The following is a 23,695-nucleotide window of genomic DNA, read 5'->3' on the forward strand; positions in this document are numbered from 1 at the left end:
CTTTTTTTATTCGATCTCGATCGCAAAATTAGAAAGAAGATGTATCTTGGAATAAACCCACTTTTAAATCGGTTGCGGTATAAATCACTCGACCGTCCACTTCTACTTCACCATCAGCCATACCCATCACCAATTTACGATTAATCACACGTTTCATATTAATACGGTAAATCACTTTTTTCGCACTCGGTAAGATTTGACCGGTAAATTTCACTTCGCCCACACCTAATGCACGCCCTTTACCTTTGCCCCCACTCCAGCCGAGGAAGAAACCAACTAATTGCCACATCGCATCTAAGCCTAAACAACCGGGCATAACCGGATCACCGATAAAGTGACAACCAAAGAATGGTAAATCCGGACGAATATCCAACTCAGCTTCAATATAGCCTTTATCAAATAAGCCTCCGTTTTCAGTCATTAGATTAATACGATCCATCATTAACATCGACGGTGCTGGTAATTGTGGACCTTCTTTACCGAAAAGTTCGCCTCGACCTGAAGCCAATAAATCTTCGTAAGTATAGCTATCTTTAATATTAGGTGTACACGTGTTCATTTTTTTATTCCTATAGACAAACAAAAAAGCCCGTACTATCAGGGCTTCTGATTTGAAGCGATAGTACAGGCTTTTAAATCAGCGAACAACTGTTCGCTGAACTTGTCGGATCAGTGACGACGGAAAAATTGGTAAATTTTATTAATAAACGAACCGCTTTCCTCACGGGCTTGTTCTTGCTCAATCTGTTGATGAATCAAGCTAAAGATAGAAGGTTTATCACAATTTTCAGGTTTATCTTCATCATAAAAATGCTGATTTAATAAAATTTGAATCGCTTCAAAAACATTATTAACCGCCCAAATATTAAACTGCTTTGCTTTAACCGCTTCAATCACTTCTATTTTTAAACTTAAATGCGAAAGACAAGTTGCCGGAATAATCACGCCTTGTTTACCGTTTAATTCTCTTGCATCACAAATATTAAAAAAGCCCTCGATTTTCTGATTCACGCCACCGACACTTAATACATTACCGAATTGATCGATAGAACCGGTGACCGCAATCGACTGTGGCAATGGTAATTTAGCTAAGGCACTGATCAATACGCAGAAAATGGCGAGTGATGAACTATCGCCGTCCACCTCGCCGTAAGACTGCTCGAATGCAAGCGAAGCAGAAAATGGTAACTGGGTCGGAAACTCCAATAAGTTTGCCAAGCAGGATTGAGCAATAATAATCCCTTTGGAGTGAATATTACCACCTAATTCCACTTTTCGTTCAATATCAGTTATCTCTCCGTCACCGTATTGGACATTGCGGCTAATGCGTAGCGGTTCACCAAACGAATGAGGAACACCTTCAAATTCAATCACCGATAAACCGTTAATCTGTCCAATTTCTTCATCATCGGTTTCAATATATAACTGATTGGTCAAAATATCTTGCGTCGTATATTTATTTAATACGGAAGATTGCTGTTCCAAATAATTAAAATACGACTGAACTTGATTAAAAGCGGTTAAATTTGGATAAAAATTTTCAAGTCCGAATAAATGTTTTTTTAATAAGGTCGGAGAAATCGAAACCAGTTCCTGACTCTCACTTTCACGAACATAGGCTTGTAAAAACTGATTTAATGCCTTATCAGAAAAAGTTCTGCCGATTAAACTTTGTGCCGTACTCTGAACATAATCACCCCACAGTTCAATGCTTTCTTCATCTAAACTTAAATAGGATTCAATTTCAGCATATTGCCCAAACTGATATAAACTATCGTCATATTCCGATAGCATAGAAATATCTTCTCGGTCGCCAATTAATACTAATTTAAATTGCGTTTGAATTTTCGGTAAACAATAAGGCATATGATTTACCGAATGTTGATCATAATAACCGAATAATAATGCCTGCTTTAACTTATCCCATTGGGTAATATCCAATAATAATGCGTTGATATTCAGCATTAATATTTGCTGATCAGCCGCTTGAATTGCTCCTTGAATCGTTTCAACTCTATTTTCTTTTTCCAAATAAATGCTATAACCGAATAAATTATTTTTGTTAAACTCGGTTTTGGTAATCACATTGGCATGAGCGTCTTGAGTTAAATACTGCTCGATTTCATTAATAAATTCGGGGAAGGTTTCTGTTTTTAACACAAGCAACGAACCGAACTGTCCACGTTTAAATAAATCAATCGCTTGCTTTGCATTGGGTTGAAAATCAAAGAAACGTACCGCATCAAATTCTTCGGAAAATTGATGCCGAATCGTTAAAGATTGCCACGCTAATGGGGTTAAATTCACGAAAATGCCTCATAATAGAAATTTGGTTTATTATACAGAATTCCGCTATACTGATAAGCGTTAATCTAGGGGAATGAAATAAAAATGCGATATCAAAAATTAGAGATTCAAGAAGCGAATTGGAAATGGAAATATCTGCTGAAAAAACATCGTGAAGGCGAAAATATAACCAAACACGAAGAAACCAGCTTGATTGAATTAAAAGTCCAACTTTTAACCACGCTTCAACATTCTCCGGAAGAAATCGAACTGTGGATTAAGCAGGAAATGACCGCAGAACAACGCAGAAAAATGCGTCAGTCTGTACGAGCCAGGCGTAAACGTTATTTTAATGCGGAAAAAATTACCACTAAGAAAAAGTCGATTGATTTAGAATACGCTAGCTGGTTACGTTTGTCCAAATATGCCAAAGAGAAAGAAATGACGCTTTCAGAAGCGATTAATTATTTAATGGACGAGTTGGAAAATCAGCAAATCTATCACGAGCAAATGGCAAAAATGAAATCTAGCCTAAAAGACTTATTAAAATAAGCGGTCAAATTTCGCGAAAAAGCGACAAAAATGCCCTTGTATCTCGCTTACAAGGGCATTTTCTTTTAAGAATTATTGTACGAAGCCAACTAATTTATACACTTCTTCAAGTGTTTTTCTTGCACGTACTCGTGCTTTTTCCGCCCCTTCACGGAAGATTTTTTCGAGTAACGCTTCATCTTGACGGAAGTAGTTATAACGCTCTTGAAGATCCGTTAGAAGTGCCGAAACTTGTTCCGCTACTTCGGTTTTTAAATGACCATACATTTTACCTTCAAATTCCGCTTCTAATTCCGCAACGGTTTTACCACTTACCGCAGAAAGAATATCTAATAAGTTTGATACGCCGGCTTTATTTTCACGGTCATAACGTACCACAGGCGGCTCATCGCCATCGGTCATCGCACGTTTGATTTTCTTCGCTACTGCTTTAGGGTCTTCTAATAAACCGATAACGTTATTACGGTTATCATCTGATTTCGACATTTTTTTGGTTGGTTCAAGCAATGACATCACTCGTGCGCCGGCTTTACCGATAAACACTTCCGGCACTTGGAAAACCGGCTCAAGCACATTGCCTTCCGCATCTTTTTTACCGTATAACGCATTAAAGCGGTTGGCAATATCACGGGTAATTTCTAAGTGTTGTTTTTGGTCATCGCCAACCGGCACTTGATTTGCTTGGTAAAGTAAAATATCCGCCGCCATTAATACCGGATAAGTAAATAAACCGACGTTCACGTTTTCTTCATAACGTGCCGATTTATCTTTAAATTGGGTCATTCGGCTCATTTCGCCGAAGTAAGTATAGCAATTTAACACCCACGCTAATTGCGTATGTTCAGGTACGTGTGATTGGATAAAAATCGTGCTTTTATTCGGATCGATACCACAAGCTAAATAAAGGGCTAATACATCTAGAGAGGCTTTGCGTAGTGTCGCCGGATCTTGACGCACGGTAATCGCATGTAAATCAACAATACAGAAAAGGCAATCGTAATCATCTTGCATTTTCACCCAGTTACGCAGTGCGCCTAAATAGTTCCCGATCGTCAATTCACCCGATGGTCGCACACCACTAAATACAATAGGTTTAGTCATTTTTTATAATCTCTTGTTAAATTAGAAACGAATAGACTTATCTTAGCCTTTATTGCCATTCGATAAAAGCACAAGCGGTCAAATTCCCAAAATTTTTTGCAAAAAGTTAAGGGAATTTGACCGCTTGTTATAAGTAGGATTAGCCGACAAACTTCAATACGTCAGCAAATTCGCTGGTAACGAAGGTTGGATTTGATTGCTCGATTGGCACATTGTAGTTATAGCCGTAAGTTAAACCGACTACATCACAACCGGCGGCTTTAGCGGCAATTACGTCATTTTCAGAATCGCCGACAAATAACATTTCGCTAGGCGAAATCGCAAACTTTTCACAGATATGTAGCATCGGATCCGGATGCGGTTTGATTTTCGGTAACGATTGTCCGCCTAAATATTCGCTGAACAATTCAAAAATCCCGAATGCACTTAAGACAGGCTCAACTAATTTAGTTGGCTTATTTGTGATAACCACAAGCGTATAACCTTGTGCTTTTAAGGTTTCTAAGGTTTGTTTTACATTTGGATAAAGTACACTTTCTTCACAAATATAAGTCGCATAATATTTATCGAAACTGGTACGTAATTGGACTAATTTTTGAGCATCAAACACTTGTCCTGTATAAGCAATCGCATTTTGAAAGAAAATATCCGCACCTTTACCAATCCAAGTTAATACTTTCTCTTGAGTGGTAGTCGGCAGACCATGTTCGGCAAACATCGAATTAACCACCAAAGTTAAATCCGGTAGGGTATTTACTAATGTACCGTCAAGATCGAAACCAATTACTTTATATTTTGTAGTCATAACTTTTTCCTTATCTAAATTCAGTTGAAGCTAATTTTAGCAAATAAAAAAGCCGTAACAATCAGAGGTTACGGCTTTTTGGCTATTTTGAATGTTTTACAGCATAATTTGCAAAAATTAATGCGGCAAGGGATAGTATGGCAAGAATAGCCAATCCTAATGTTAAACCCATTTTATTTCTCCTTAAACGCACGACGAAAAATTCTTCCGATAGTTAAACAAGCGTAGGCGATAATACATAAAAATAAAATATTTAGACTACGGAATTCCAATGATTCTTTGCTATATAAGATGACCGGCAACGCCAATAATGCGACTTTCGCAATATCATCACACATTTTTCCCCAAGATTCAAACGACTCTCTTTCGACCGGTTGTTGAAATAGATTCCACATATCAGCTCCTTTTTTTGAAGCATAGCCTACAAAATCTCACGGTAGATTCAATCGCAATTTTGTGTGTTTTCGATCACGATCGCAAAATTTAGGCGATAAAAAAGCGGTTGAATTTCATTAGAAATTTGCAAAATTTCCATCAAATTCAACCGCTTGTCATTATGCTTTTTTACGAGAATATGCCCAGATGATTATCGCTAGTCCGCCAATAATCATTGGTAATGATAATAACTGACCTCGGGTAATCAGATCATCTAGCGTGTTTACGTTCGGGTCGATATCACGTACATATTCGACTAAAAAGCGGAACACACCGTAACCGATTAAGAATAATCCGGCGACTGAACCAGCCGGACGAGGCTTTTTGATAAACCAATTAAGGATAAAGAACAATACTACGCCTTCTAAGAAAAACTCATAGAGCTGTGAAGGGTGACGAGGTAAATAGCCACCGCTTGGGAATAATACTGCCCAAGGCACATCGGTGACACGTCCCCAAAGTTCATCATTGATAAAGTTGCCGATACGTCCCATACCAAGCCCGAATGGAATTAGCGGTGCGATAAAATCCGATGTTTGCCAAAAGCTACGTTTTTGACGAAAGGAAACCCAAATCATTGCCACAATCACACCGATTAAACCACCGTGGAATGACATTCCGCCTTCCCAAATACGGAATAAGAACATTGGATCTTGTAACAAGCGGTCGAAATTATAGAAAAACACGTCGCCGATACGTCCGCCTAATACCACGCCCCAGAAACAGGTATAGATAAGTTGATCCACTTGTTCAGTTGTCCAAACCCCGTTGGAATTTTTTGCTCGACGCATACCTAGCCAATAGGCGAAACCAAAGCCGATTAAATACATCAAACCGTACCAACGCAAAGCGATAGGACCGATACTAAAAATTATCGGATCAATTTGTGGAAATTGAATAAATTGTTCGTTCATAGTGTTCCTTTAAAAAAATTCCCCTCTGAATGAGAGGGGAGTTAAAACTAAAAGCAAATTATTTTAAAAACATATTAATCGCAATCACGACCAGCAGGACAGCAAAGGCTTTTTTCAAGATTGCGACCGGTAACACATTTGCCGCATTTGCCCCGAGTTTAGAGGTGAAATAGGAAGTTAATGTGATACCGAATAATGCCGGTAAATAAATATAACCCAATGAATAATCCGGCATTTCGACATTCCAACCACTTGTGATAAAACTAATCGTACCGGATAACCCTAAAAATGCGCCACAAAATGACGATGTACCAATCGCACGTTTCATTTCAAGCCCTCGGCTATTAAGAAACGGAACGATAAAAGCACCGCCGGCAATCCCCGCCATACTGGATAAAACACCGATTACTCCGCCTGCAACAATGGTAGATTGGGTGGTAAGCGGTTTAATTTCAGGCGTTTTTTTCAACGAAAATAACATTCTTGCCGCTAAATATACGACCATTACCGCAAAGACTTTTGACATCAATTTCGCATCTAAGTTGCTTACCACTAAACCGGCAAGGAAAACAGAAGCCATCAAAGCAGGAATAAAATATTTACTTACTTGAACATCTACATTACCCAATTTATGATGACGTTGTGCCGATGAAAAGGCTGTGACCACAATCGTTGAGAACGATGTACCCAAAGTCGCCGCCATTAGATTTTCCGGTGTTACACCTGCCATTGGGAATAAATAAACCAAACTTGGTACGATAATTAAACCGCCACCGATACCAAATAAGCCGGCTAAAAAGCCAACAACCGTACCTAATACAAGACAACTCAAAAATACTTCTATCATTGTGATTTCCCTTTTTGTTGCTGATTGTTCCACGCACGGTAAGGTTTGCGAAATTCGCGTTTTTGATAGTCACGTTTTTGAAAATCTCGTTTTTCCGTACGTTCTATACGCGGTTTTTCAACCGTTTCTACTTTTTTCGATTCATTTAATAACACAGCGGCAAATTCTTTCATCACTTTGCGATAAACATCACGTTTAAATGAAACCACCTGACGCACCGGATACCAAAAGCTCACCCAACGCCAACCGTCAAACTCCGGACTTTTGGTTGTTTTTAAATCAATCGAATTTTCATCACTGAGAAGTTGTAGCAAAAACCAACGTTGTTTTTGCCCGATACACACCGGCTGAGAACCATCACTACGCACTAAGCGTTTGGGTAATTTATATTTCAGCCAATATTTAGACGCCCATAATAATCGTACATCTTTTTTGGTTAAGCCGACTTCTTCATAGAGCTCACGGTACATTGCCGTTTCAATGTTTTCGCCCTCGTTAATTCCGCCTTGCGGAAATTGCCAAGAGTTTTGTCCAAACCGTTTTGCCCACAGAACTTGTCCTGCTTTATTACAAATGACGATACCAACATTTGGGCGGTAGCCATCGAAATCGATCACTTAACCACCTTATTTCTTTTAGGTAATAGAGAAAATAGGTGAGATTGTTTCACACTTTACGCCTTAGAACAACCTTTAAAGCCAATTTTGTAGATAACTCTGTGGATAAGTTGTCAACGCACTTGATTTATGCTCGCATATAACTAAGCTAACTCTTTGTTTTTATTTATAAGAATCTCGATCCTACCCCCCATAAAAATGATCCTTTTTAATTCAGATAGGATCTTTTTATATACTATTTTCTATACTTTATATGGATAACTTTCCAGATATTCTCTATTTAGGTATTCTTATTCACATCGCATCTAGTTTTATCCCCATCATTTGTGGATAAATTTGTGATAGTTTTGGATAATGAACGTGAATAACTCTGCCTAGAAAATCAATATTAATAATTTTCTCATATAAAACAATAAGTTATCTTATAAGAAAATTCTGTGTAAAATCCTTACATCTTGCTGATTATTTTTTAACCTAAAAAATAAGGCAGATCTCGATGATCTGCCTATTGCAAAAAATGATACAAATATTACCGCTTGTTCAAACTATTTTTTACTGGTTTGATATACTTTCATCGCTTCCGGTAATAAACGTTGTAAATTCTCTTGACGATCTTCGTTTGATGGGTGAGTAGAGAAAATTGAGCTACCTGAGCTACCACCAGCTTTACTCATTTTTACCCATACGTTTGGTGCTTGCTGACGGGTTATAACCAGACTGTGCCATTAACATCAATCCGATTTCGTCCGCTTCGGTTTCTTGGCTACGCGAGAACGGTTTATTTAAACCGAGATCCGCAACCGTACCGACTAAATCCACCCCACCGTAATTGGTTTGAATACCTTGTGATTGCAAAGCGATGGAACCGACTTGCGCCGCAATGCCGGTGACAGCATTGAAGGTACGATCCGATTTACCGTGTTCCAGTAAAGCATGTGCCATTTCATGCCCCATCACGGTGGCAATTTCATCATCATTTAAATTTAACTTATTAACCAATCCGGTATAAAACGCCATTTTACCGCCCGGCATCGCCCAAGCATTCAGTTCATCTGATTTTAATACAGTAATTTCCCATTGGAATGGAATACCTGTCGTATTTGATCTTTCCGCATACGGCTTCATTTTATTAAATACGGTGTGAATACGGCGAGCAGTAGCTGAACTTGTATCTACCGCCTTTTCAGCCTGAGCTTGGCTTTTTACTTGAGCATAGCTTTGTGCCGCCTCTTGATTAATACTTTGCGTACTGACACAAGCCGCGATCGCTGAAACTAAAAATGCCGCGGCTCCGATTTTTTTGACTAATTTCATTTTATTCCCCTATAAAATAAATGGTTTATTTATACCCCATAGAAAAAATGCCAAGCACTCTGATGAGTGTTTGGCATTTTGTTCTAAAAACAAAAACTATTTTTTAGCACGTTCGAATGATTCTAAGATTTCTTGACGAGCTTCATTTACATCGCCCCAACCTTCAACTTTCACCCATTTACCTGCTTCTAACGCTTTATAGCTTTCAAAGAAGTGTTGAATTTGCGCTTTTAATAAAGCCGGTAAATCATTCACATCTTTAATGTGATCATATTCTTTGCTTAATTTAGTGTGCGGAACCGCAACAACTTTCGCATCACCGCCAGCTTCATCAGTCATTTTTAATACGCCAACCGGACGACAACGAATCACAGAACCCGGTTGTAATGGATATGGAGTCGGTACTAATACGTCAACTGGGTCACCATCAGATGATAATGTGTGATTTACATAACCGTAATTCGCCGGATAGAACATTGCAGTTGACATAAAACGGTCAACGAATAATGTGCCGGTTTCTTTATCCACTTCATATTTGATTGGATCTGAGTTTGCCGGAATTTCGATTACTACATAAATATCGTCTGGTAATTCTTTACCAGCTGGTACGTTTTCTAAGCCCATTTTAGTTTCCTTCTGTTGTAGAGGTAAAAAAACAATGCGATTATAGCGTATCTCATTTTAAATTTGTACATCTATGACAAAATCTCAAGGCTTTCAGTTTAAACAATTTTTTATTGCTCACGATAAATGTGCCATGAAAGTGAATACAGACGGCATCTTACTCGGGGCAATCGCTGATATTCAGCACAAACAGCAAATTCTTGATATGGGTTGTGGAACAGGCTTAATCGCAATTATGTTAGCACAACGCACAGCAGAAAATACGCAAATCACCGCATTGGAATTAGAACCTAACGCTTATCAACAAGCGGTCGAAAATTGCCAAAATTCTGTATTTTCCGACCGCTTACAAGTTTACCAAGGCGATGTGCTAACCTATGACTTTCAGCAAAAATTTGATCTTATTGTGTCGAATCCGCCTTATTTCACCGACAGTTTAGCCACACGCTCCCATGAACGAGATTTAGCACGTTCCGCCACACAAAGTCACTTAGACTGGTTATTACAAGCAAAAAACTGGCTATCGGAAAAGGGGGAGATCACATTTATTTTACCATTCGAAGTGGCGGAAAAATTGCGAGAACAGAGCCAAACAAGCGGTCTGTTTTGTACAAAAATTTACCATATTATTACGAAACAGGGACAATCGCCAAAACGGGCAATCATTAGTTTTTCTCTACATCAGCAATCGATTGATAAGCAGGAATTGGTTATTTATACTGTTGAGAACCAGTATACTGAAGCGTTTAGACAGCTCACTCAGGCATTTTATCTCAATATGTGACCCACAAAAAAACCGACCAAACGGTCGGCTTTTTTATCCGCAAAATCTATATATTATTCTTCTAATTCGGCTAAATCCAACTGCTCAGGCGAAAGAATGATACCGGTTAAATCCGCATAGACATAATCTTCGGGGAAGAAGGTCACACCACCAAAATTGACCGGTGTATCAACCTCACCAATTTCCGTATCCTCAGCACCGACAGGAATCGGCGCTAAGGCGTGAATCCCAATCTCTAATGTTTCTAAAATATCTAATTGGCGTACCGCACCGTATACGATAATCCCTTCCCAACCATTATCAACCGCAAGTTGAGCCAGTTCCGCATCAATTAACGCACGGCGTACCGCACCGCCACCATCAACCAGTAATACTCTGCCTTGACCTTCTTCTTCCAATACACTGGCAATTAAGCCGTTGCTTTCAAAACATTTTACTGTGGTAATTTTGCCACAAAAAGCCGATGCTCCACCAAAACTTGAAAAAATCGGTTCAACCACATCAACTTGATCGGAATACATATCACAAAGAGCTGAGGTATCAATACGCATAAACTGTTCCTTTTTATAAAAGATTTTCTTGTCTAGAAGTATAAACCTAACCATTAGATTTGCAAAATTTTTGCCGAAAATGACCGCTTATTTTGCGAAATAGCTCACATTTTGCAACATATAACTAAAATGCGTGAGATATAACCTCAGATTCTTTCTCTAAATCTTATCGCTCTGTTACATTTCAAACATCTTTAAATAACATTCATTTTACATTATGCACAACAGAGATCTTTATCCACACGAAATCCTACAGGATGTAATTGATAAAAGTTTTGCCAAGTCGCAAAGCAGTTTAAAAATGCTCGCTATTTTAAGTTTTTTAGGCGGCGGTTATGTTAGCTTTGGCTATATTGCTTACCTCAAAGTCGTCAGCGGTATTCCGCCCGAATGGAGCGGTTTAGCCAATTTATTAGGGGCGCAGTTTTTCCGATTTGTTTAATTTGTATTTTAATCGGTGGCGGTGAATTGGCGACGGGTAATATGATGCTGATGGCACTCGGCAAATTCAGTAAAAAAGTCAGCTTACCGAAATTAGTTCGCAATTGGGTGATTGTGAGTTTAGGTAACTTAGTCGGTGCGGTTTCGATGGCATATTTCCTCGGGCATTATGTCGGCTTGGCGGAAGGTGTGTCAGCGGCGAAAACTATTGCAATTGCCGAAGCGAAAGTACATATGGATTTCGGACGAGCATTTATCTCGGCGATAGCTTGTAACTGGATGGTTTGTATGGGCATTTGGTTCTATTTCGGTGCAAAACAAACTTCCGGACGTATTTTAGCCATGTGGTTCCCGGTAATGACCTTCGTCTTAATCGGTTTACAACATTTCGTGGCAAATATGTTTATTATTCCGGCGGGTATTTGGGCAGGTGCTAACGTTACTTGGGGACAATTCTTCTTTAATATGATTCCGGTATTCTTAGGTAATGTGACAGGAGGTGCGGCATTTGTCGGCGCATCTTACCTATTTGCCTATAAACATTTACTTAAAGACGATTACGCAATCTAGGCTTTTCTCAAGCGGTTGTTTTTCTGCAAAGTTTTGCAAAAAAATGACCGCTTATTTTCTTACTAATGACCACATCATAAATTACGTCACTTCTTCCCTAAAATTGCTTGTATTCAATTAACAAAAAACGCTACGATCCCCTTCATAAAACTTATAAATCATGGAATATAAAATGAATCTGGATAAATACTATCTAAAAATGGAAGAACATTTTCTGTATGTGCCGTACTACAATCATCATCGCCGTATTCGTGTACTACTCCCCAAAGATTATCATAAAGAAAATTGGCAAACTTATCCGGTGCTGTATATGCACGACGGACAAAATGTGTTTTACAGTAAAGAATCCTATTCAGGCTATTCGTGGAAAATTATTCCGACCATTAAAAGTCACCAAGAGTTTCCCAAACTGATTATTGTTGGGATTGATAATGCAACGGTCCACCGCTTAGATGAATACGCCCCTTGGCGTACCGATGTCGGACATACGCCTGAAGCACGTAATGCCGGCGGTATGGGCGTAGAATATGGGCAATGGGTAGTCAATACAGTCAAACCGTTTATTGATGCACACTATCGCACCAAGCCGCAACGTGAACATACGCTATTAGCCGGCAGTTCAATGGGCGGTATTATTACCGCTTATATGGGCGCGACTTATCCAGATACATTTGGACATTTAGGCGTGTTTTCTTCTGCATCTTGGTTTAGCGAATCTGCATTTTTAGATTTTGTCCACCGTCATCCGCTTAATAAAGCAAATAAAGTCTTTATTCAGGTAGGAACAAATGAAGGTGATGATATGGACGCACAATATATTTCAAATATGAATCAGGCTTATATCAACAGCTCGCTTTATTATTATCAAGCCTTAATTCGTACCGGACATCCGCTGGATAATATTCGTTTAAAAATTATGGCAAATGAAACGCACCACGAAGTCCATTGGGCAAATCATTTTGTAGAGTTTTTAAGTTTTTCTCTGATGGGGAAATAAGCTGATAAGCGGTCAAATTTATCGCTTTTTTAGCTAAAATAAGGCGGAGTCATCAGATTCCGCCTTATTTTTATGCTAATCATTAACGCTTTGTTTACCAAAACGATTACCGATCAAAAAGGCTAATAAGCCAATTACTAAAGACGGCACAATCGCATGGAAGCTAAAAATACTGATTTTAAAGCTAGTAAAAATCACATAGCTTGTTAAACCTGCCAACATTGAGCTAATTGCACCTGCCGCATTCGCCTTTTTCCAGTAAAGTCCCAACACGATCACCCACAGGAACGTTGCTTCTAAGCCACCGAGTGAAAGTAAGTTAAGCCAAATTAACATATCCGGCGGATTTAACGCCGCAAACACTAATAACACCGCAAAAGTAAGCGTAGTCATGGTTGAGAAAAGTTTTAATTTGGCTTCGTTATTGACTGCTTCCGGCTTCACCGCTAAATATAAATCTTTAATTAAAGTAGAAGACGATTGAATTAATAAAGAGTCAATTGATGACATAATTGCCGCCATCGGTGCCGCTAAGAAAATACCAGCAACTAATGGCGGTAGCACTTGAATCATTAGGGTTGGAATGACTTGATCCGGAATTTTTAAATCAGGAATGACTGCTCGTCCAAGCACACCGGCAAGGTGCATACCAAACATCAGTAGTGATACCACTAACGTGCCAATAACAAGGGCTTTATGTAGTGAAGCACTGTCTTTATACGCCATACTGCGTACCGCAAGTTGCGGCAAGCCGATTAAACCGAAGCAGACCAATACCCAAAATGAAGTCATAAAGGTAAAGTCTAACGGACGCTCGTCAATACCATACGGCTGGATCAGTTGTGGGTTAATCGTTTCTAAGGTATTTACCGCATTTTCAATACCTCCGGCAAGCATAAATCACCCCACCGAGCAATAAGAAAGTACCAACTAACATCACTAAGCCTTGAATGGTATCAGTCAACACTACTGCTCGGAAGCCACCGATAAAGGTGTAAATCCCAACCGTGACTGCAAAAATAATCACCGCTGTTTGGTATGGCACACCTAAGGTGGTTTCCAATAAACGACCGGCACCGATAAACTGTACTGTCATCATCGCAAAAAACGAAAGCAACAGGGCAAAGCCGGAAATCCAAACCACGAATTTATTTTGATAGCGAGCAAGCAATAAATCATTGATGGTTACTGCATTATATTTTCGGGCGAGTAACGCAAATTTTTTACCTAATGCTCCTAATGCCAGTAATACCGCCGGCACTTGGATCATCGCAAGCAATACCCAACCTAACCCGTATTTATAAGCCGCCCCCGGCCCCCCAATAAACGAACTTGCACCGACATAAGTCGCGGCAGTCGTCATAGCCAACACAAAACCTGACATTGAGCGGCTACCCACATAATACTCCGATAGAAAGCTACCGCCTTGACGTTTACGATAAGCATAAAATGCCACACCAAAAACAAAGCATAAATAAGCAATTAACGGCAATAACATCTCTTTATTCATTGCTTTGTTCCTTATCTAGATCAATATCTTGGTAAATTTTTTTGACCACCCAATACACAATCGCAGTAAAACCAAGTGGCAGTGCGATGCAAGCCAGTTCAAACCAAATTGGAAAGCCGAAAATGCCTCTTCCGCCCGGTGAAAAATAGGCAAAGACAATCCAACCCATTAAATAAAGCAAAGCAAGCCAAACCGCCCAGCGAGCTTCTCTTACAAGTTGTTGATACTGCATAACGTTCCTTTTATATTTTACTTTCTAATTAATATAACGATAAAGATTACTCACCCTATCGCGATAAGGATAGATTATATTACCTATCTCTGTGATTAACACAAAAATTCTGTTTGTTTTCACGTCCAAATTAACGCAAAATTCATTTATTCTGATCCATATATAAATGAGCTTTATTATGACTTCACATAAAATCGGCGTCTTACTTGCTAATCTTGGTACACCTGACGAACCAACGCCTCCAGCAGTTAAACGCTATTTAAAACAATTTTTAAGCGACCCTCGAGTCATTGATTTACCCAAATTCAAATGGCAATTCATTTTAAATTATATGATCTTACCGAAAAGATCGCCTAAAGTGGCCAAACTGTATCGTGAAATTTGGACGGAACAAGGTTCACCGTTATTAGCTATTTCTTGTCAACAACAACAAGCGTTACAAAGCTATTTTGATCAACAAAATCAAAATGTCTTAGTTGAGCTTGGAATGAGCTACGGCAATCCAAGTATTGAAAGTGCGACAGACCACTTAATTAAAGCTGGCGTAAGCAAAATCATTGTGTCGCTGCTTTATCCGCAATACAGTAGCACCACAACCGCATCTGTATTTGACGCATTTGCTCGTGGCTTAACCCAACAACGTAAAATTGTGCCGTTTGAGTTTATCCACAGTTATCACAATGATCCGCTTTATATCCAAGCATTAGCTAACACAATTCAGCTGGCTGAAGACGAAAAATTACTGTTCTCGTTCCACGGTATTCCGAAACGTTACCAAACTGAGGGCGATTTTTATCCTGAGCATTGCCAACAAACTGCACAATTAGTCGCAAGTAAATTATCGCTTACCGATGAACAATGGTTAGTCACTTACCAATCTCGCTTTGGCGATGAAGAATGGTTACAACCTTATACGGATGAAACCTTGGAAAAATTACCAAGCGAAGGCGTGAAAAAAATTGCGGTAATTTGTGCCGGTTTCTCCGCGGATTGCTTAGAAACCTTAGAAGAAATCGCCGAGGAAAATAAAGAAAACTTCCTCAACGCTGGCGGACAATCTTATCGTTACATTCCGGCACTCAATGCCAATGCCGATCACATCAACGCATTAGCGAAGTTGATTGAGGCTAAAATCTAAAAATAAGCGGTCATATTTTCCGATTTTTTTACTTTTTTAAGGCGTAAAAATACCCGAAAATATGACCGCTTATCTTTTCCTAGAAACATTTCATTTTTGTGAAATCCATCACAGTAAACTTTGATTATCTATACTATATTCCTCTTGCCTATCATAACTAGATTAAGGAGAGAATATGAGTAATGAAGTCAATACGAAGAAATTGATCGTTGGAACAATTTCATTGCTATGTGCCATTATTTTCTTTGGCGGTTTTGCTAAAGATTTATGGGGTGGGATCTTTGATTACAGTAAACTGACCGGACAATTTCCCGAATGGCTAAAAACATCGGGCGGTACAAGTGCCAAAGGCGGATTTATCTTTGCTTTAACATTAGTTCCGAGTGTGATGTTAGCATTAGGATTTGTCGCGATTTTTGAACACTTCGGGGCATTATTAGCCGCATCCAAATGGCTAAGTCCGATTTTAAAACCGCTGATGGGTATTCCCGGTGTTTGTTCCATTTCTTTAATTGCCAGTACGCAAAGTACCGATGCCGGTAGTTCCACTACTCGCCTCCTACGCAACGAAAATCAAATTAGTCATAAAGAATTACTGATTTTTGCCGCATTCCAATTTAGTGCCGGTGCGTTCTTAACCAATTTTCTTTCTTCTTTCGCCCCGTTATTATTAATTACCGATAAAGCCGGTAGTGTCGCACCGCTTTCAATCGCAATGTGCTTAGGCATTATTTTCCTGTTTAAAATATTCGGGGCAAATCTAATGCGTCTGTATGTAAAAAAATTCGTTAAAGATGATGAGGTGGGTGTATGAATAACAGCAACGACAACAAATTAGTCACCGACGTATTTATCGAAGGGGCAAGAAAAGGGTGGAATATTGCGATAACCAGTACCATTCCGAATGTGTTAATGGCATTTGTCATTATTTATGTACTCAACGCATCAGGATTACTAAAACTGCTTGGTGAATATATCGGATTTATTATGGCACCTCTCGGATTACCCGGCGAATCAATAGCGGTATTTTTAGCGAGCATTTCTAAGTTGGGGCGGTGCTTGCCGGTGTGTTAGTTGCCTTAGTGCAAGAAGGTACATTAAACGCACAGCATATCGCTATCTTATTACCGGGTATGGCACTTGTCGGTTCGACTGTGCAATATATGGGACGTGTTTTAGGCGTATTAGGCGTTCCCGGTAGACACTATCTCGTATTATTCGGTATCTGTATTGTCAATGCTTATTTAGCGATGTTATTAATGAGATTTATCGTCTAATCAGGAGTAAATTATTATGCAAAACAGTCAATTAAATGATTTTCTTAATGAATTAAAAACCATTACGGATATTGAAAGCCCTGCATCTCATATTTGCGGTGTAAATCAAGTTGCCGACTGGTTTATTCAAAAAGCAGAAAAGCTTGGACTTTCTCACAAAAAGCTCCCGATGAATAGTGATAACGTTGCCGATTGTTTACTCATTAGCAATAATCCCGATGCGGAACAATTCGATATTTTGTTTATCGCTCATATGGATACAGTTTTTCCAGTCGGTACAGCAAACGATGTACCGTTTACCAATAACGGAGAAAGAATTAATGCTTTGGGCGTTATCGATGACAAATCCGGTGCATTGCTGAGTTTTTATGTTTTACAGGAACTGGATTTAACTAAATATAATATTGCGGTTTACCTAAATTCTCACGAAGAGATCGGATCTACCTATGCCAAAGACAGTATTCGTGAATATGCCCGTAAAGCCAAATATTGTTTTGTGATGGAGCCAGCTAGAGAAGACGGTTCAATGGTAGCAACTAGAAAAGGGGTCATTACCTATAAGATTGATTTTCACGGTGTCGTCGCTCATGCGGGTAATAATCCGGAAAGAGGTCGTTCTGCATTAGTTGAAGCGGCTAATTTTATTGTCGAATTTTCAAAATTAAACGATTTTGAAATCGGGCATACCTTTAACTGCGTCATCAATAATGGTGGCAATGCACATAATGTCATTGCCGATTTTGCCTCATTGACAATCGAAATGCGTTACCGATTACCATCTTCTCTCGAATACTTTGAACAACACTTACAACGTGTACTGGGCAATCCTTTTGTTGAGGGTGTAACGTCTAACAAAGTATTAATAAACAGCGAAGCCCCCATGATTGATGAAGTAAATTTACCAAAAGTAAAACAAATCTTTGACGAAGTAGGTAAACAGCTTCACTATCCAATCAAATGGGTCGATGCAGGAGGTTTAAGTGACGGCAATATCGCCGCCTCAGCCGGTTGCTTAACCATTGACGGGTTAGGACCTACCGGCGGTAATATGCATGCAAAAACCGAATATTTAGAGGTAGATTCGATTGTTCCTAAATGTAATTTAGTCGTTGCCGTCATTAAACATTTATTTAATGATCATTAATCAATAAAAAATCAGCCTACAAATTCCTATTTTTGTAGGCTAATCCTTTTATCATTTCTTCGTACGCTTACAAAAACAATCATTAAGATGATCATCAACTAATCCCATCGATTGCATAAAAGCGTAACAGGTAGTTTCCCCGACAAATACAAAACCTTTCTTTTTCAATGCCTTTGACATCGTCGCCGAAACCTCTGTTTTTGCCGGTAAGGCTGATAAATCCGGTACATCATTAATTTGCGGTTTACCACCTACAAATGCCCAAATAAACCGGCTGAAATCTTCTCCATTTGCTTGCATAGCAAGATAAGCCTTCGCATTTTTTACAATCGCTTCCAATTTAGCTCGGTGGCGAATCAAGCCGATATTTTGCATAAGTTGCTCAATATCCGATTCCGTCATTTGTGCTATACGCTCCGGATCAAACTGGAAAAATGCCTGACGGTAAGCCTCACGCTTTTTCAACACCGTAATCCAAGAAAGCCCGGCTTGTCGCCCTTCCAAACACAGTTGTTCAAATAACTTACGGCTATCAAATTCCGGCTTTCCCCATTCTTGATCGTGATAATTGATATAAATTTCACTTTCGCCAACCCAGTCACAACGTGTAACCATTTGCAATTTTCCTCACAAAAATGACCGCTTATCAAATAATAAGCGGGCTAATTTATAAATAAATTTTCCAACCTTCGGCAAGTTTCATTAATCGGATTTGATTATCCTTTGATAAATATCCGCCTTTGACCGCATCTAAAATTATGCCTTGCGGTAAATTTGCTGAAAATAGTTCCGCTTGAGCTTTATCTTCGGATAAAACAACATAAATCGCCAAATCCTGATTTACAGGATCAGCTAAACGAAGATTCGCCAGCTTGAAAGGTTGTATACATTCTTTCTGCAAAAATGAGTAACTGAAACCGTTCGATGATAAGCAGTCGTACTTATCTCGTTTTACACAGATACTTTCTTGGTTAACTTCACAAGAAGCCAGAAAGCCAATAAATCCGCTGATGAGTAATAATGTTCGCATTGTAAAAAATTGATGAAAAAAGACCGCTTATTAGCACTCACAAGCGGTCATATTTTAGCTAAAAATTACTATTTTTTCGGTAAATAACGTGTTGGATCAATCGATTTACCTTTGTAACGAATTTCAAAGTGAAGTTTGTTACTATTTGTACCGGTACTCCCCATTTTCGCAATCGTTTCACCTGCACTAACGTTATCTTGCTCATCAACCTTGATACTATCGTTATGTGCATAAGCACTCAAGAAGTCATCATTATGTTTAATGATAATCAAGTTACCGTAGCCTTCTAAAGCATTACCAGCATAAACGACTTTCCCTGCCGCCGCTTTTACGTCTTGACCTTTAGAGCCGGCAATATCAATACCTTTGTTTCCGCCTTCCGCAACAGAGAAACCTGATATGACACGACCGGCTGTCGGCCATTGCCATTTAATATTCGAGGCTGGTGTAGCCACCGTATTTGATCGGGAAGAAGTTGGTGAATCTGCTGTAGTTGCACGTATAGCCGGTGCTGCCAGCGCAGTGGTTGCCACAACACCTGTCGCCACAGTAGCAGGATTACCTACGGAGGCACGAATACCATTATTCGCAACAGGCACAGAAGCGGCACCTGCTCCGGCTTTTACCGGGCCGGTAATATTACCGTCTGACGCATAAGTCGTACCGTTTGCACCTTGTTGATAGGTAATTTGCGGTTCAACCGGCACCGTCACTTTTTCTTCAACTGTGACGGTTTCAGTAGCCGATTTACCGGTTTTTAATTTTTGTCCTACAGTTAATTGATAAGGCTCACTCATATTATTTAATGAGGCAATCTCTTTAACATCTTTGCCGATAATATAAGCGATTAAGAACATTGTATCGCCTTTACGTACCGTATAAGTCGAACCGTCATAGAAGCCTTTTTGAATCTGGCTGTATACCGGGGCATTATTCGCATCACGAGGAATCTCAAAGTTCTGATTTACTTTTTTCTCTACGGTTTTGGTTTTTTCACCACTTTGGTCGTTGTTTGCGGTTGACTTGGCTGTTCCGTAATGACCGGATTGGTTACGGCTGGTTGAGAAGCTACCGGTGTAGCGACCGGTGCTGATCCCATTGAACTTGGCATAGATACCGGTTGAATATCAGATTGCCAACCATAAGTTGTCGGTGCAGTACCCGAAACAGGTCGCATCACACCGGGGCTTAATTCGGTACTATCTGTTGCACTCACAACCGGTGCCGGAGCATTTGAACTACACGCCGTTAAAATTAACGTTGCTAAAGGTAATAAAAGAAACGATTTATTCATTTTGTCATTGGTCCTTTTCAAAATAAGTTACTTAGTCATTGATGACGGCATTGGTGCAGATTCGACTTCAGAAGGCCAACTATAACTACCTTCTGCCGCACCGGAACCAGATACCGGTCGCATAATGCCCGGTGCTAATTGTGAGTCATCACTTACCGTTGCTTGATTCGAACTACACGCGGTTAAACTAAGTAATAAAGCAGTTAAACATAATACTTTTTTCATTTCACTTTCCTAAATCTATAAACGAATAAAACGACAGTCGTTATTTACGGCTGTCGTTAAATAAATAATGGAATCAATATTTATCTTACACGTAACACCTGACCAACTGATAACCTCGTCGTGGTACTAATATTATTTAATGCTTGCAATTTGTGCCGGAGTTTGACCGGTTAAATAGGAAATAAGGAACATTGTATCGCTTTTCCCTACCGTATAACTACTCCCAGTGTAACAACCTTTTGTAATTTGTGCATAAATTGGTGCACCAGCAGAATCTCTTACTACTTGGCAATTACCTAGCGTTTCCGATTGAGCATTATAATTTGGTACAGTAACTTGTTGTACAGGCTGTTGCACATTATTGTCACTGTTCTGCACATTATTATAAGCGACCTGTCCATTTCTATAAGTGCTTTGCCCAATAGTTTGAGTCGGTGCGGATGACATTGATGCCGGCATTTCTGCTGATTGAATCACATCAGATGATTGCCAACTCGGTACAGCCGGTGCAGACGATATACCGCTAGAATTTACATCTGTTACCTCCGCCCCCTCTGATGAAGAAGATGAACACGCTGATAATATCAGTGAAGCTGAAACCACTAATGGAAATAAAAGAAATGACTTTTTCATTTTAATATCCTTTATTTAAATAATTGATATGCGATATAAGCTAAGACTGCCACGGCAATCGTTCCCCAACCGATCAGCTCAATAGAGCGACGAATTTTTTCTGCATATTTTTCTCCGCCCCACGCTGAAAGTTTTGCCACCAAAGCAAAACGAGCAAAACGAGAAATCGGCGCAGTAATCACGAATGGGAAAAATGCCATTTGCATTACACCGGCACAGATTGTAAACACTTTATACGGAATTGGCGAGAAGCCGGCTAAGAAAACTACTGCAACGCCCCATGTTTCAAACCAAGCCTTTGCTTTATCAAAGTTAGCTTGCATTCCCCAATCGGTAATTAATCCTTGCACCCACTCAAATGCGTATAAACCGATAAAGTAACCAATAATACCGCCAAGTACAGAAGCAATCGTAGTATAAATCGCATAACGCATCGCATTTTGCGGTTTACTCATCGACATCGGGATCAACATCACATCCGGTGGAATTGGGAAGAAAATCGCCTCAATAAAACTCACAAAGCTAAGCCAAAAGCCGGCAAAGCGGTGCTTTGACCATTCCATGGTTTTATCATAAATCGGACCGAATAATTTCATTAAAAAATATCCTTTAATGTTTGAATAGAATAATGTGCCGTCATATCTGCTTGAATCGGGGTAATCGAAACATAATCATTTGCCAAGGCATAGAAATCTGTTCCCTCAGTCGCATCAACCGGTACACCGTTTGCTCCGAGCCAATAAATGGTCGAACCACGAGGATCTTCTCGCTTTACAATTTCGGTAGCCAGTGAACGATTCCCTAAACGAGTTACCATCACACCTTTTACTTGTTCGTAAGGTAAATCCGGTACATTAATATTTAAAATCTGGCGTGCAGGTAAAATACCTTTTTGTACTTTCGGTAATAAATCCAATACGACTTGTCTTGCCGTTTCAAAATGATTATTACCGAATAAATGACCTTCGGATTTTTTACCAACTAATGAAACCGCCAAACTCGGAAAAGGTAAATGACGACCTTCTAACGCTGCGGCAACAGTTCCCGAATAAACGACATCATCACCTAGATTCGCACCGTGGTTAATGCCTGAAACGACTAAATCAAATGGCTGTTCAAAAAAACCGTTCAAGGCTAAGTGTACACAATCCGCCGGCGTGCCTGCAATGACCGTATAATTAAATTCATCAATCTGATGCACTCGAATCGGATCCATTAAAGTTAAGCAACTGGATGCAGCACTACGATTACGATCCGGTGCAATTACAGTAACTGAATGCCCTGCCTCACGTAACGTTTTGGCTAACATTTGAATACCTTGTGCATGATAGCCATCGTCATTACTGATTAAAATATTCATTATTCTTGTTCCGTTAAGAGAATTAATTCACGTACCAATGCAGTTGCATAACTACCTGAATCTAAAAAGAATTTAAGGCGTAAGCCTTCAGACTCAAATTGCCATGAAAAGTTTTGCGGTTTACATAACATTGCACGACGAGCATTTGCCATTCGTTCTTTTTTCATCAAATCAAGCAACACGGAATGACGTTCAACGATCATTTTTTCCGCTTCACAAGCGGTCAATTCTTGTGATTTTTCACCAATTAACGGTGCAGTTAATAACACATCGCCTGAATCTAAACGCTGTTGTGTTTCCACGATTTCATTTTCATCTACCAGAAAAAAGCTGTTAGAACCGGCTAATTGCAAATAGTCGCCGACTAAAACTGTCTGAGTTAAACCGTCTGCAATACGTTGTGACACCACTAAATTAAACACTTCGCTACGAGTCGCCGATAGATAAAAGCTACGTTTTTTGCGATCTTTAACGCTAATTTCACCATTTGCCCAACGTAATGCCTGAGTCAAATTATGTCCGTCACGCCCAAAACGTTGTTCGGTAAAATAATTCGGGAATCCGACCGCTTGTAACTGGCTTAAACGTTGCTTGAGTTCATCCGATTCACTTACATCACGTAATAACAATTCAAAATGATTACCGGCTAAACTACCGACTCGAATCTTACGATTATGGCGAGTTACCTCTAAAATCTCTACGCCCTCACATTCAAATTGGGCAAAATCGGGGGTTTCTTTACCGGCTAAATGCAAACAAAACCATTGTTCGGTCACCGCGTGACGATCTTTAAGCCCAGCATAACTCATATTTTTTGCCGAAATACCGACAAACTTCGCTAACTGTTCGCCAACAAATAACGTATTTGCATTAGTCTTACGGATTTTCACTGCGACAAATTCGCCTTCGCCACTAAGCGGATAGCCAAGCTCTTCCCGTACGATAAAATCAGCAAATTCCACCTTTAATCTGCCCGCTTGCTGTGGTCGCCCTAAGAGATAATTTAATTGCATA

Annotated in this window: 23 protein-coding genes and 6 pseudogenes; 8 read left to right on the top strand and 21 right to left on the bottom strand. The window is 39.5% G+C overall.

Annotated elements, in window-relative coordinates:
* Window positions 1-28: 28 nt before the first annotated feature.
* Both fabA and NYR89_RS07595 read right to left on the bottom strand, forming a co-directional pair.
* The gene (fabA, locus tag NYR89_RS07590) at window positions 29-559 is read right to left on the bottom strand and encodes a bifunctional 3-hydroxydecanoyl-ACP dehydratase/trans-2-decenoyl-ACP isomerase (protein ID WP_279445349.1); all 531 of its coding nucleotides are present in this window, start codon (window positions 557-559) and stop codon (window positions 29-31) included.
* 110 nt (window positions 560-669) lie between these two features.
* Window positions 670-2,307, bottom strand: coding sequence for an AAA family ATPase (locus NYR89_RS07595; RefSeq protein WP_279445350.1), 1,638 nt, complete (start codon window positions 2,305-2,307; stop codon window positions 670-672).
* 84 nt (window positions 2,308-2,391) lie between these two features.
* Here NYR89_RS07595 and matP point away from each other — a divergent pair, with 84 nt between their 5' ends.
* Complete coding sequence (gene matP / locus NYR89_RS07600) at window positions 2,392-2,838, top strand: macrodomain Ter protein MatP (RefSeq protein ID WP_279445351.1); 447 nt, start codon at window positions 2,392-2,394, stop codon at window positions 2,836-2,838.
* Window positions 2,839-2,910: 72 nt separating this feature from the next.
* Here matP and trpS read toward each other — a convergent pair whose 3' ends face one another.
* The 8 genes and pseudogenes from trpS to ppa all read right to left on the bottom strand — a co-directional run bounded on the left by trpS (window position 2,911) and on the right by ppa (window position 9,495).
* Window positions 2,911-3,939, bottom strand: a complete 1,029-nt coding sequence (gene trpS, locus NYR89_RS07605; protein ID WP_279445352.1) for a tryptophan--tRNA ligase — start codon at window positions 3,937-3,939, stop codon at window positions 2,911-2,913.
* Between the two features lie 139 nt (window positions 3,940-4,078).
* Entirely contained in the window at window positions 4,079-4,744 is a 666-nt protein-coding gene (locus tag NYR89_RS07610; protein ID WP_279445353.1) for a phosphoglycolate phosphatase, read from the bottom strand.
* Between the two features lie 173 nt (window positions 4,745-4,917).
* Window positions 4,918-5,139 (bottom strand): hypothetical protein, encoded by a 222-nt coding sequence (locus NYR89_RS07615; RefSeq protein WP_039198069.1) that lies wholly within the window; start codon window positions 5,137-5,139, stop codon window positions 4,918-4,920.
* A 159-nt stretch (window positions 5,140-5,298) separates the two neighbouring features.
* Entirely contained in the window at window positions 5,299-6,093 is a 795-nt protein-coding gene (gene lgt, locus NYR89_RS07620; RefSeq protein ID WP_279445354.1) for a prolipoprotein diacylglyceryl transferase, read from the bottom strand.
* A 58-nt stretch (window positions 6,094-6,151) separates the two neighbouring features.
* The gene (locus tag NYR89_RS07625) at window positions 6,152-6,940 is read right to left on the bottom strand and encodes a sulfite exporter TauE/SafE family protein (protein ID WP_279445355.1); all 789 of its coding nucleotides are present in this window, start codon (window positions 6,938-6,940) and stop codon (window positions 6,152-6,154) included.
* Window positions 6,937-7,557 (bottom strand): RNA pyrophosphohydrolase, encoded by a 621-nt coding sequence (gene rppH, locus NYR89_RS07630; RefSeq protein ID WP_279445356.1) that lies wholly within the window; start codon window positions 7,555-7,557, stop codon window positions 6,937-6,939. Before rppH ends, NYR89_RS07625 begins: the two co-directional genes overlap by 4 nt.
* Window positions 7,558-8,102: 545 nt before the next feature.
* Window positions 8,103-8,871 (bottom strand): annotated as a pseudogene (locus tag NYR89_RS07635) (M48 family metallopeptidase).
* Window positions 8,872-8,967: 96 nt separating this feature from the next.
* Window positions 8,968-9,495, bottom strand: a complete 528-nt coding sequence (gene ppa / locus NYR89_RS07640; protein ID WP_279445357.1) for an inorganic diphosphatase — start codon at window positions 9,493-9,495, stop codon at window positions 8,968-8,970.
* A 73-nt stretch (window positions 9,496-9,568) separates the two neighbouring features.
* Here ppa and NYR89_RS07645 point away from each other — a divergent pair, with 73 nt between their 5' ends.
* Window positions 9,569-10,279 (top strand): tRNA1(Val) (adenine(37)-N6)-methyltransferase, encoded by a 711-nt coding sequence (locus tag NYR89_RS07645; protein WP_279445358.1) that lies wholly within the window; start codon window positions 9,569-9,571, stop codon window positions 10,277-10,279.
* 53 nt (window positions 10,280-10,332) lie between these two features.
* Here the strand turns inward: NYR89_RS07645 and rraA are convergent, their stop codons facing one another.
* Window positions 10,333-10,830, bottom strand: coding sequence for a ribonuclease E activity regulator RraA (gene rraA / locus NYR89_RS07650; RefSeq protein WP_279445359.1), 498 nt, complete (start codon window positions 10,828-10,830; stop codon window positions 10,333-10,335).
* A 217-nt stretch (window positions 10,831-11,047) separates the two neighbouring features.
* On the opposite strand from rraA, the pseudogene NYR89_RS07655 reads away from it, so the two are divergent.
* Together NYR89_RS07655 and NYR89_RS07660 are read left to right on the top strand one after the other, a co-directional pair.
* Window positions 11,048-11,841, top strand: a pseudogene (locus tag NYR89_RS07655) (formate/nitrite transporter family protein).
* Between the two features lie 172 nt (window positions 11,842-12,013).
* Entirely contained in the window at window positions 12,014-12,838 is an 825-nt protein-coding gene (locus tag NYR89_RS07660; protein WP_279445360.1) for an alpha/beta hydrolase, read from the top strand.
* Window positions 12,839-12,913: 75 nt separating this feature from the next.
* Here the strand turns inward: NYR89_RS07660 and panF are convergent.
* Window positions 12,914-14,348, bottom strand: a pseudogene (gene panF, locus NYR89_RS07665) (sodium/pantothenate symporter).
* The gene (locus tag NYR89_RS07670; RefSeq protein WP_279445361.1) at window positions 14,341-14,580 is read right to left on the bottom strand and encodes a YhdT family protein; all 240 of its coding nucleotides are present in this window, start codon (window positions 14,578-14,580) and stop codon (window positions 14,341-14,343) included. Before NYR89_RS07670 ends, panF begins: the two are co-directional and overlap by 8 nt.
* Before the next feature lie 178 nt (window positions 14,581-14,758).
* On the opposite strand from NYR89_RS07670, the gene hemH reads away from it, so the two are divergent.
* From hemH to NYR89_RS07690, 4 genes and pseudogenes are all read left to right on the top strand, one after another.
* Entirely contained in the window at window positions 14,759-15,718 is a 960-nt protein-coding gene (hemH, locus tag NYR89_RS07675) for a ferrochelatase (RefSeq protein WP_279445362.1), read from the top strand.
* A gap of 175 nt (window positions 15,719-15,893) precedes the next feature.
* A complete protein-coding gene (locus tag NYR89_RS07680) occupies window positions 15,894-16,532 on the top strand; it encodes a nucleoside recognition domain-containing protein (protein ID WP_279445363.1) in 639 nt (212 codons plus the stop codon).
* Window positions 16,529-16,995 (top strand): annotated as a pseudogene (locus tag NYR89_RS07685) (YjiG family protein). Before NYR89_RS07680 ends, NYR89_RS07685 begins: the two are co-directional and overlap by 4 nt.
* Before the next feature lie 16 nt (window positions 16,996-17,011).
* Window positions 17,012-18,139: a M20/M25/M40 family metallo-hydrolase gene (locus tag NYR89_RS07690; protein WP_279445364.1), complete on the top strand. Its 1,128-nt coding sequence runs from the start codon at window positions 17,012-17,014 to the stop codon at window positions 18,137-18,139.
* Window positions 18,140-18,190: 51 nt separating this feature from the next.
* On the opposite strand, the gene NYR89_RS07695 is transcribed toward NYR89_RS07690, so the two are convergent.
* From NYR89_RS07695 to truD, 8 genes and pseudogenes are all read right to left on the bottom strand, one after another.
* Window positions 18,191-18,754, bottom strand: coding sequence for a DNA-3-methyladenine glycosylase I (locus NYR89_RS07695; RefSeq protein ID WP_279445365.1), 564 nt, complete (start codon window positions 18,752-18,754; stop codon window positions 18,191-18,193).
* A 52-nt stretch (window positions 18,755-18,806) separates the two neighbouring features.
* Window positions 18,807-19,169 (bottom strand): hypothetical protein, encoded by a 363-nt coding sequence (locus NYR89_RS07700; protein ID WP_279445366.1) that lies wholly within the window; start codon window positions 19,167-19,169, stop codon window positions 18,807-18,809.
* 68 nt (window positions 19,170-19,237) lie between these two features.
* Window positions 19,238-20,463: pseudogene (locus tag NYR89_RS07705) on the bottom strand (peptidoglycan DD-metalloendopeptidase family protein).
* A gap of 27 nt (window positions 20,464-20,490) precedes the next feature.
* Window positions 20,491-20,688 carry a hypothetical protein gene (locus NYR89_RS07710; protein WP_279445367.1) on the bottom strand — a complete coding sequence of 66 codons (198 nt, stop codon included), beginning with the start codon at window positions 20,686-20,688 and terminating at the stop codon, window positions 20,491-20,493.
* 80 nt (window positions 20,689-20,768) lie between these two features.
* A pseudogene (locus NYR89_RS07715) lies at window positions 20,769-21,321 on the bottom strand (LysM peptidoglycan-binding domain-containing protein).
* A gap of 11 nt (window positions 21,322-21,332) precedes the next feature.
* Window positions 21,333-21,917, bottom strand: coding sequence for a YqaA family protein (locus NYR89_RS07720; RefSeq protein WP_279445368.1), 585 nt, complete (start codon window positions 21,915-21,917; stop codon window positions 21,333-21,335).
* Window positions 21,917-22,681, bottom strand: coding sequence for a 5'/3'-nucleotidase SurE (gene surE / locus NYR89_RS07725; protein WP_279445369.1), 765 nt, complete (start codon window positions 22,679-22,681; stop codon window positions 21,917-21,919). The genes NYR89_RS07720 and surE overlap by 1 nt, the downstream gene beginning before the upstream one ends.
* Window positions 22,681-23,694: a tRNA pseudouridine(13) synthase TruD gene (gene truD, locus NYR89_RS07730; RefSeq protein WP_279445370.1), complete on the bottom strand. Its 1,014-nt coding sequence runs from the start codon at window positions 23,692-23,694 to the stop codon at window positions 22,681-22,683. Before truD ends, surE begins: the two co-directional genes overlap by 1 nt.
* Window position 23,695: the final 1 nt, after the last annotated feature.

Origin of the sequence: Actinobacillus arthritidis (assembly GCF_029774155.1) — a bacterium.
GTDB classification, from domain to species: Bacteria; Pseudomonadota; Gammaproteobacteria; order Enterobacterales; family Pasteurellaceae; genus Actinobacillus; species Actinobacillus arthritidis.

What these genes read in the sequence shown, in the direction of transcription:
- fabA (WP_279445349.1), bottom strand. Translation starts at nt 559, where the DNA reads ATGAACACGTGTACACCTAATATTAAAGATAGCTATACTTACGAAGAT.
- matP (WP_279445351.1), top strand. Translation starts at nt 2,392, where the DNA reads ATGCGATATCAAAAATTAGAGATTCAAGAAGCGAATTGGAAATGGAAA.
- trpS (WP_279445352.1), bottom strand. Translation starts at nt 3,939, where the DNA reads ATGACTAAACCTATTGTATTTAGTGGTGTGCGACCATCGGGTGAATTG.
- NYR89_RS07610 (WP_279445353.1), bottom strand. Translation starts at nt 4,744, where the DNA reads ATGACTACAAAATATAAAGTAATTGGTTTCGATCTTGACGGTACATTA.
- NYR89_RS07615 (WP_039198069.1), bottom strand. Translation starts at nt 5,139, where the DNA reads ATGTGGAATCTATTTCAACAACCGGTCGAAAGAGAGTCGTTTGAATCT.
- lgt (WP_279445354.1), bottom strand. Translation starts at nt 6,093, where the DNA reads ATGAACGAACAATTTATTCAATTTCCACAAATTGATCCGATAATTTTT.
- NYR89_RS07625 (WP_279445355.1), bottom strand. Translation starts at nt 6,940, where the DNA reads ATGATAGAAGTATTTTTGAGTTGTCTTGTATTAGGTACGGTTGTTGGC.
- ppa (WP_279445357.1), bottom strand. Translation starts at nt 9,495, where the DNA reads ATGGGCTTAGAAAACGTACCAGCTGGTAAAGAATTACCAGACGATATT.
- NYR89_RS07645 (WP_279445358.1), top strand. Translation starts at nt 9,569, where the DNA reads ATGACAAAATCTCAAGGCTTTCAGTTTAAACAATTTTTTATTGCTCAC.
- rraA (WP_279445359.1), bottom strand. Translation starts at nt 10,830, where the DNA reads ATGCGTATTGATACCTCAGCTCTTTGTGATATGTATTCCGATCAAGTT.
- NYR89_RS07660 (WP_279445360.1), top strand. Translation starts at nt 12,014, where the DNA reads ATGAATCTGGATAAATACTATCTAAAAATGGAAGAACATTTTCTGTAT.
- NYR89_RS07670 (WP_279445361.1), bottom strand. Translation starts at nt 14,580, where the DNA reads ATGCAGTATCAACAACTTGTAAGAGAAGCTCGCTGGGCGGTTTGGCTT.
- hemH (WP_279445362.1), top strand. Translation starts at nt 14,759, where the DNA reads ATGACTTCACATAAAATCGGCGTCTTACTTGCTAATCTTGGTACACCT.
- NYR89_RS07680 (WP_279445363.1), top strand. Translation starts at nt 15,894, where the DNA reads ATGAGTAATGAAGTCAATACGAAGAAATTGATCGTTGGAACAATTTCA.
- NYR89_RS07690 (WP_279445364.1), top strand. Translation starts at nt 17,012, where the DNA reads ATGCAAAACAGTCAATTAAATGATTTTCTTAATGAATTAAAAACCATT.
- NYR89_RS07695 (WP_279445365.1), bottom strand. Translation starts at nt 18,754, where the DNA reads ATGGTTACACGTTGTGACTGGGTTGGCGAAAGTGAAATTTATATCAAT.
- NYR89_RS07700 (WP_279445366.1), bottom strand. Translation starts at nt 19,169, where the DNA reads ATGCGAACATTATTACTCATCAGCGGATTTATTGGCTTTCTGGCTTCT.
- NYR89_RS07710 (WP_279445367.1), bottom strand. Translation starts at nt 20,688, where the DNA reads ATGAAAAAAGTATTATGTTTAACTGCTTTATTACTTAGTTTAACCGCG.
- NYR89_RS07720 (WP_279445368.1), bottom strand. Translation starts at nt 21,917, where the DNA reads ATGAAATTATTCGGTCCGATTTATGATAAAACCATGGAATGGTCAAAG.
- surE (WP_279445369.1), bottom strand. Translation starts at nt 22,681, where the DNA reads ATGAATATTTTAATCAGTAATGACGATGGCTATCATGCACAAGGTATT.
- truD (WP_279445370.1), bottom strand. Translation starts at nt 23,694, where the DNA reads ATGCAATTAAATTATCTCTTAGGGCGACCACAGCAAGCGGGCAGATTA.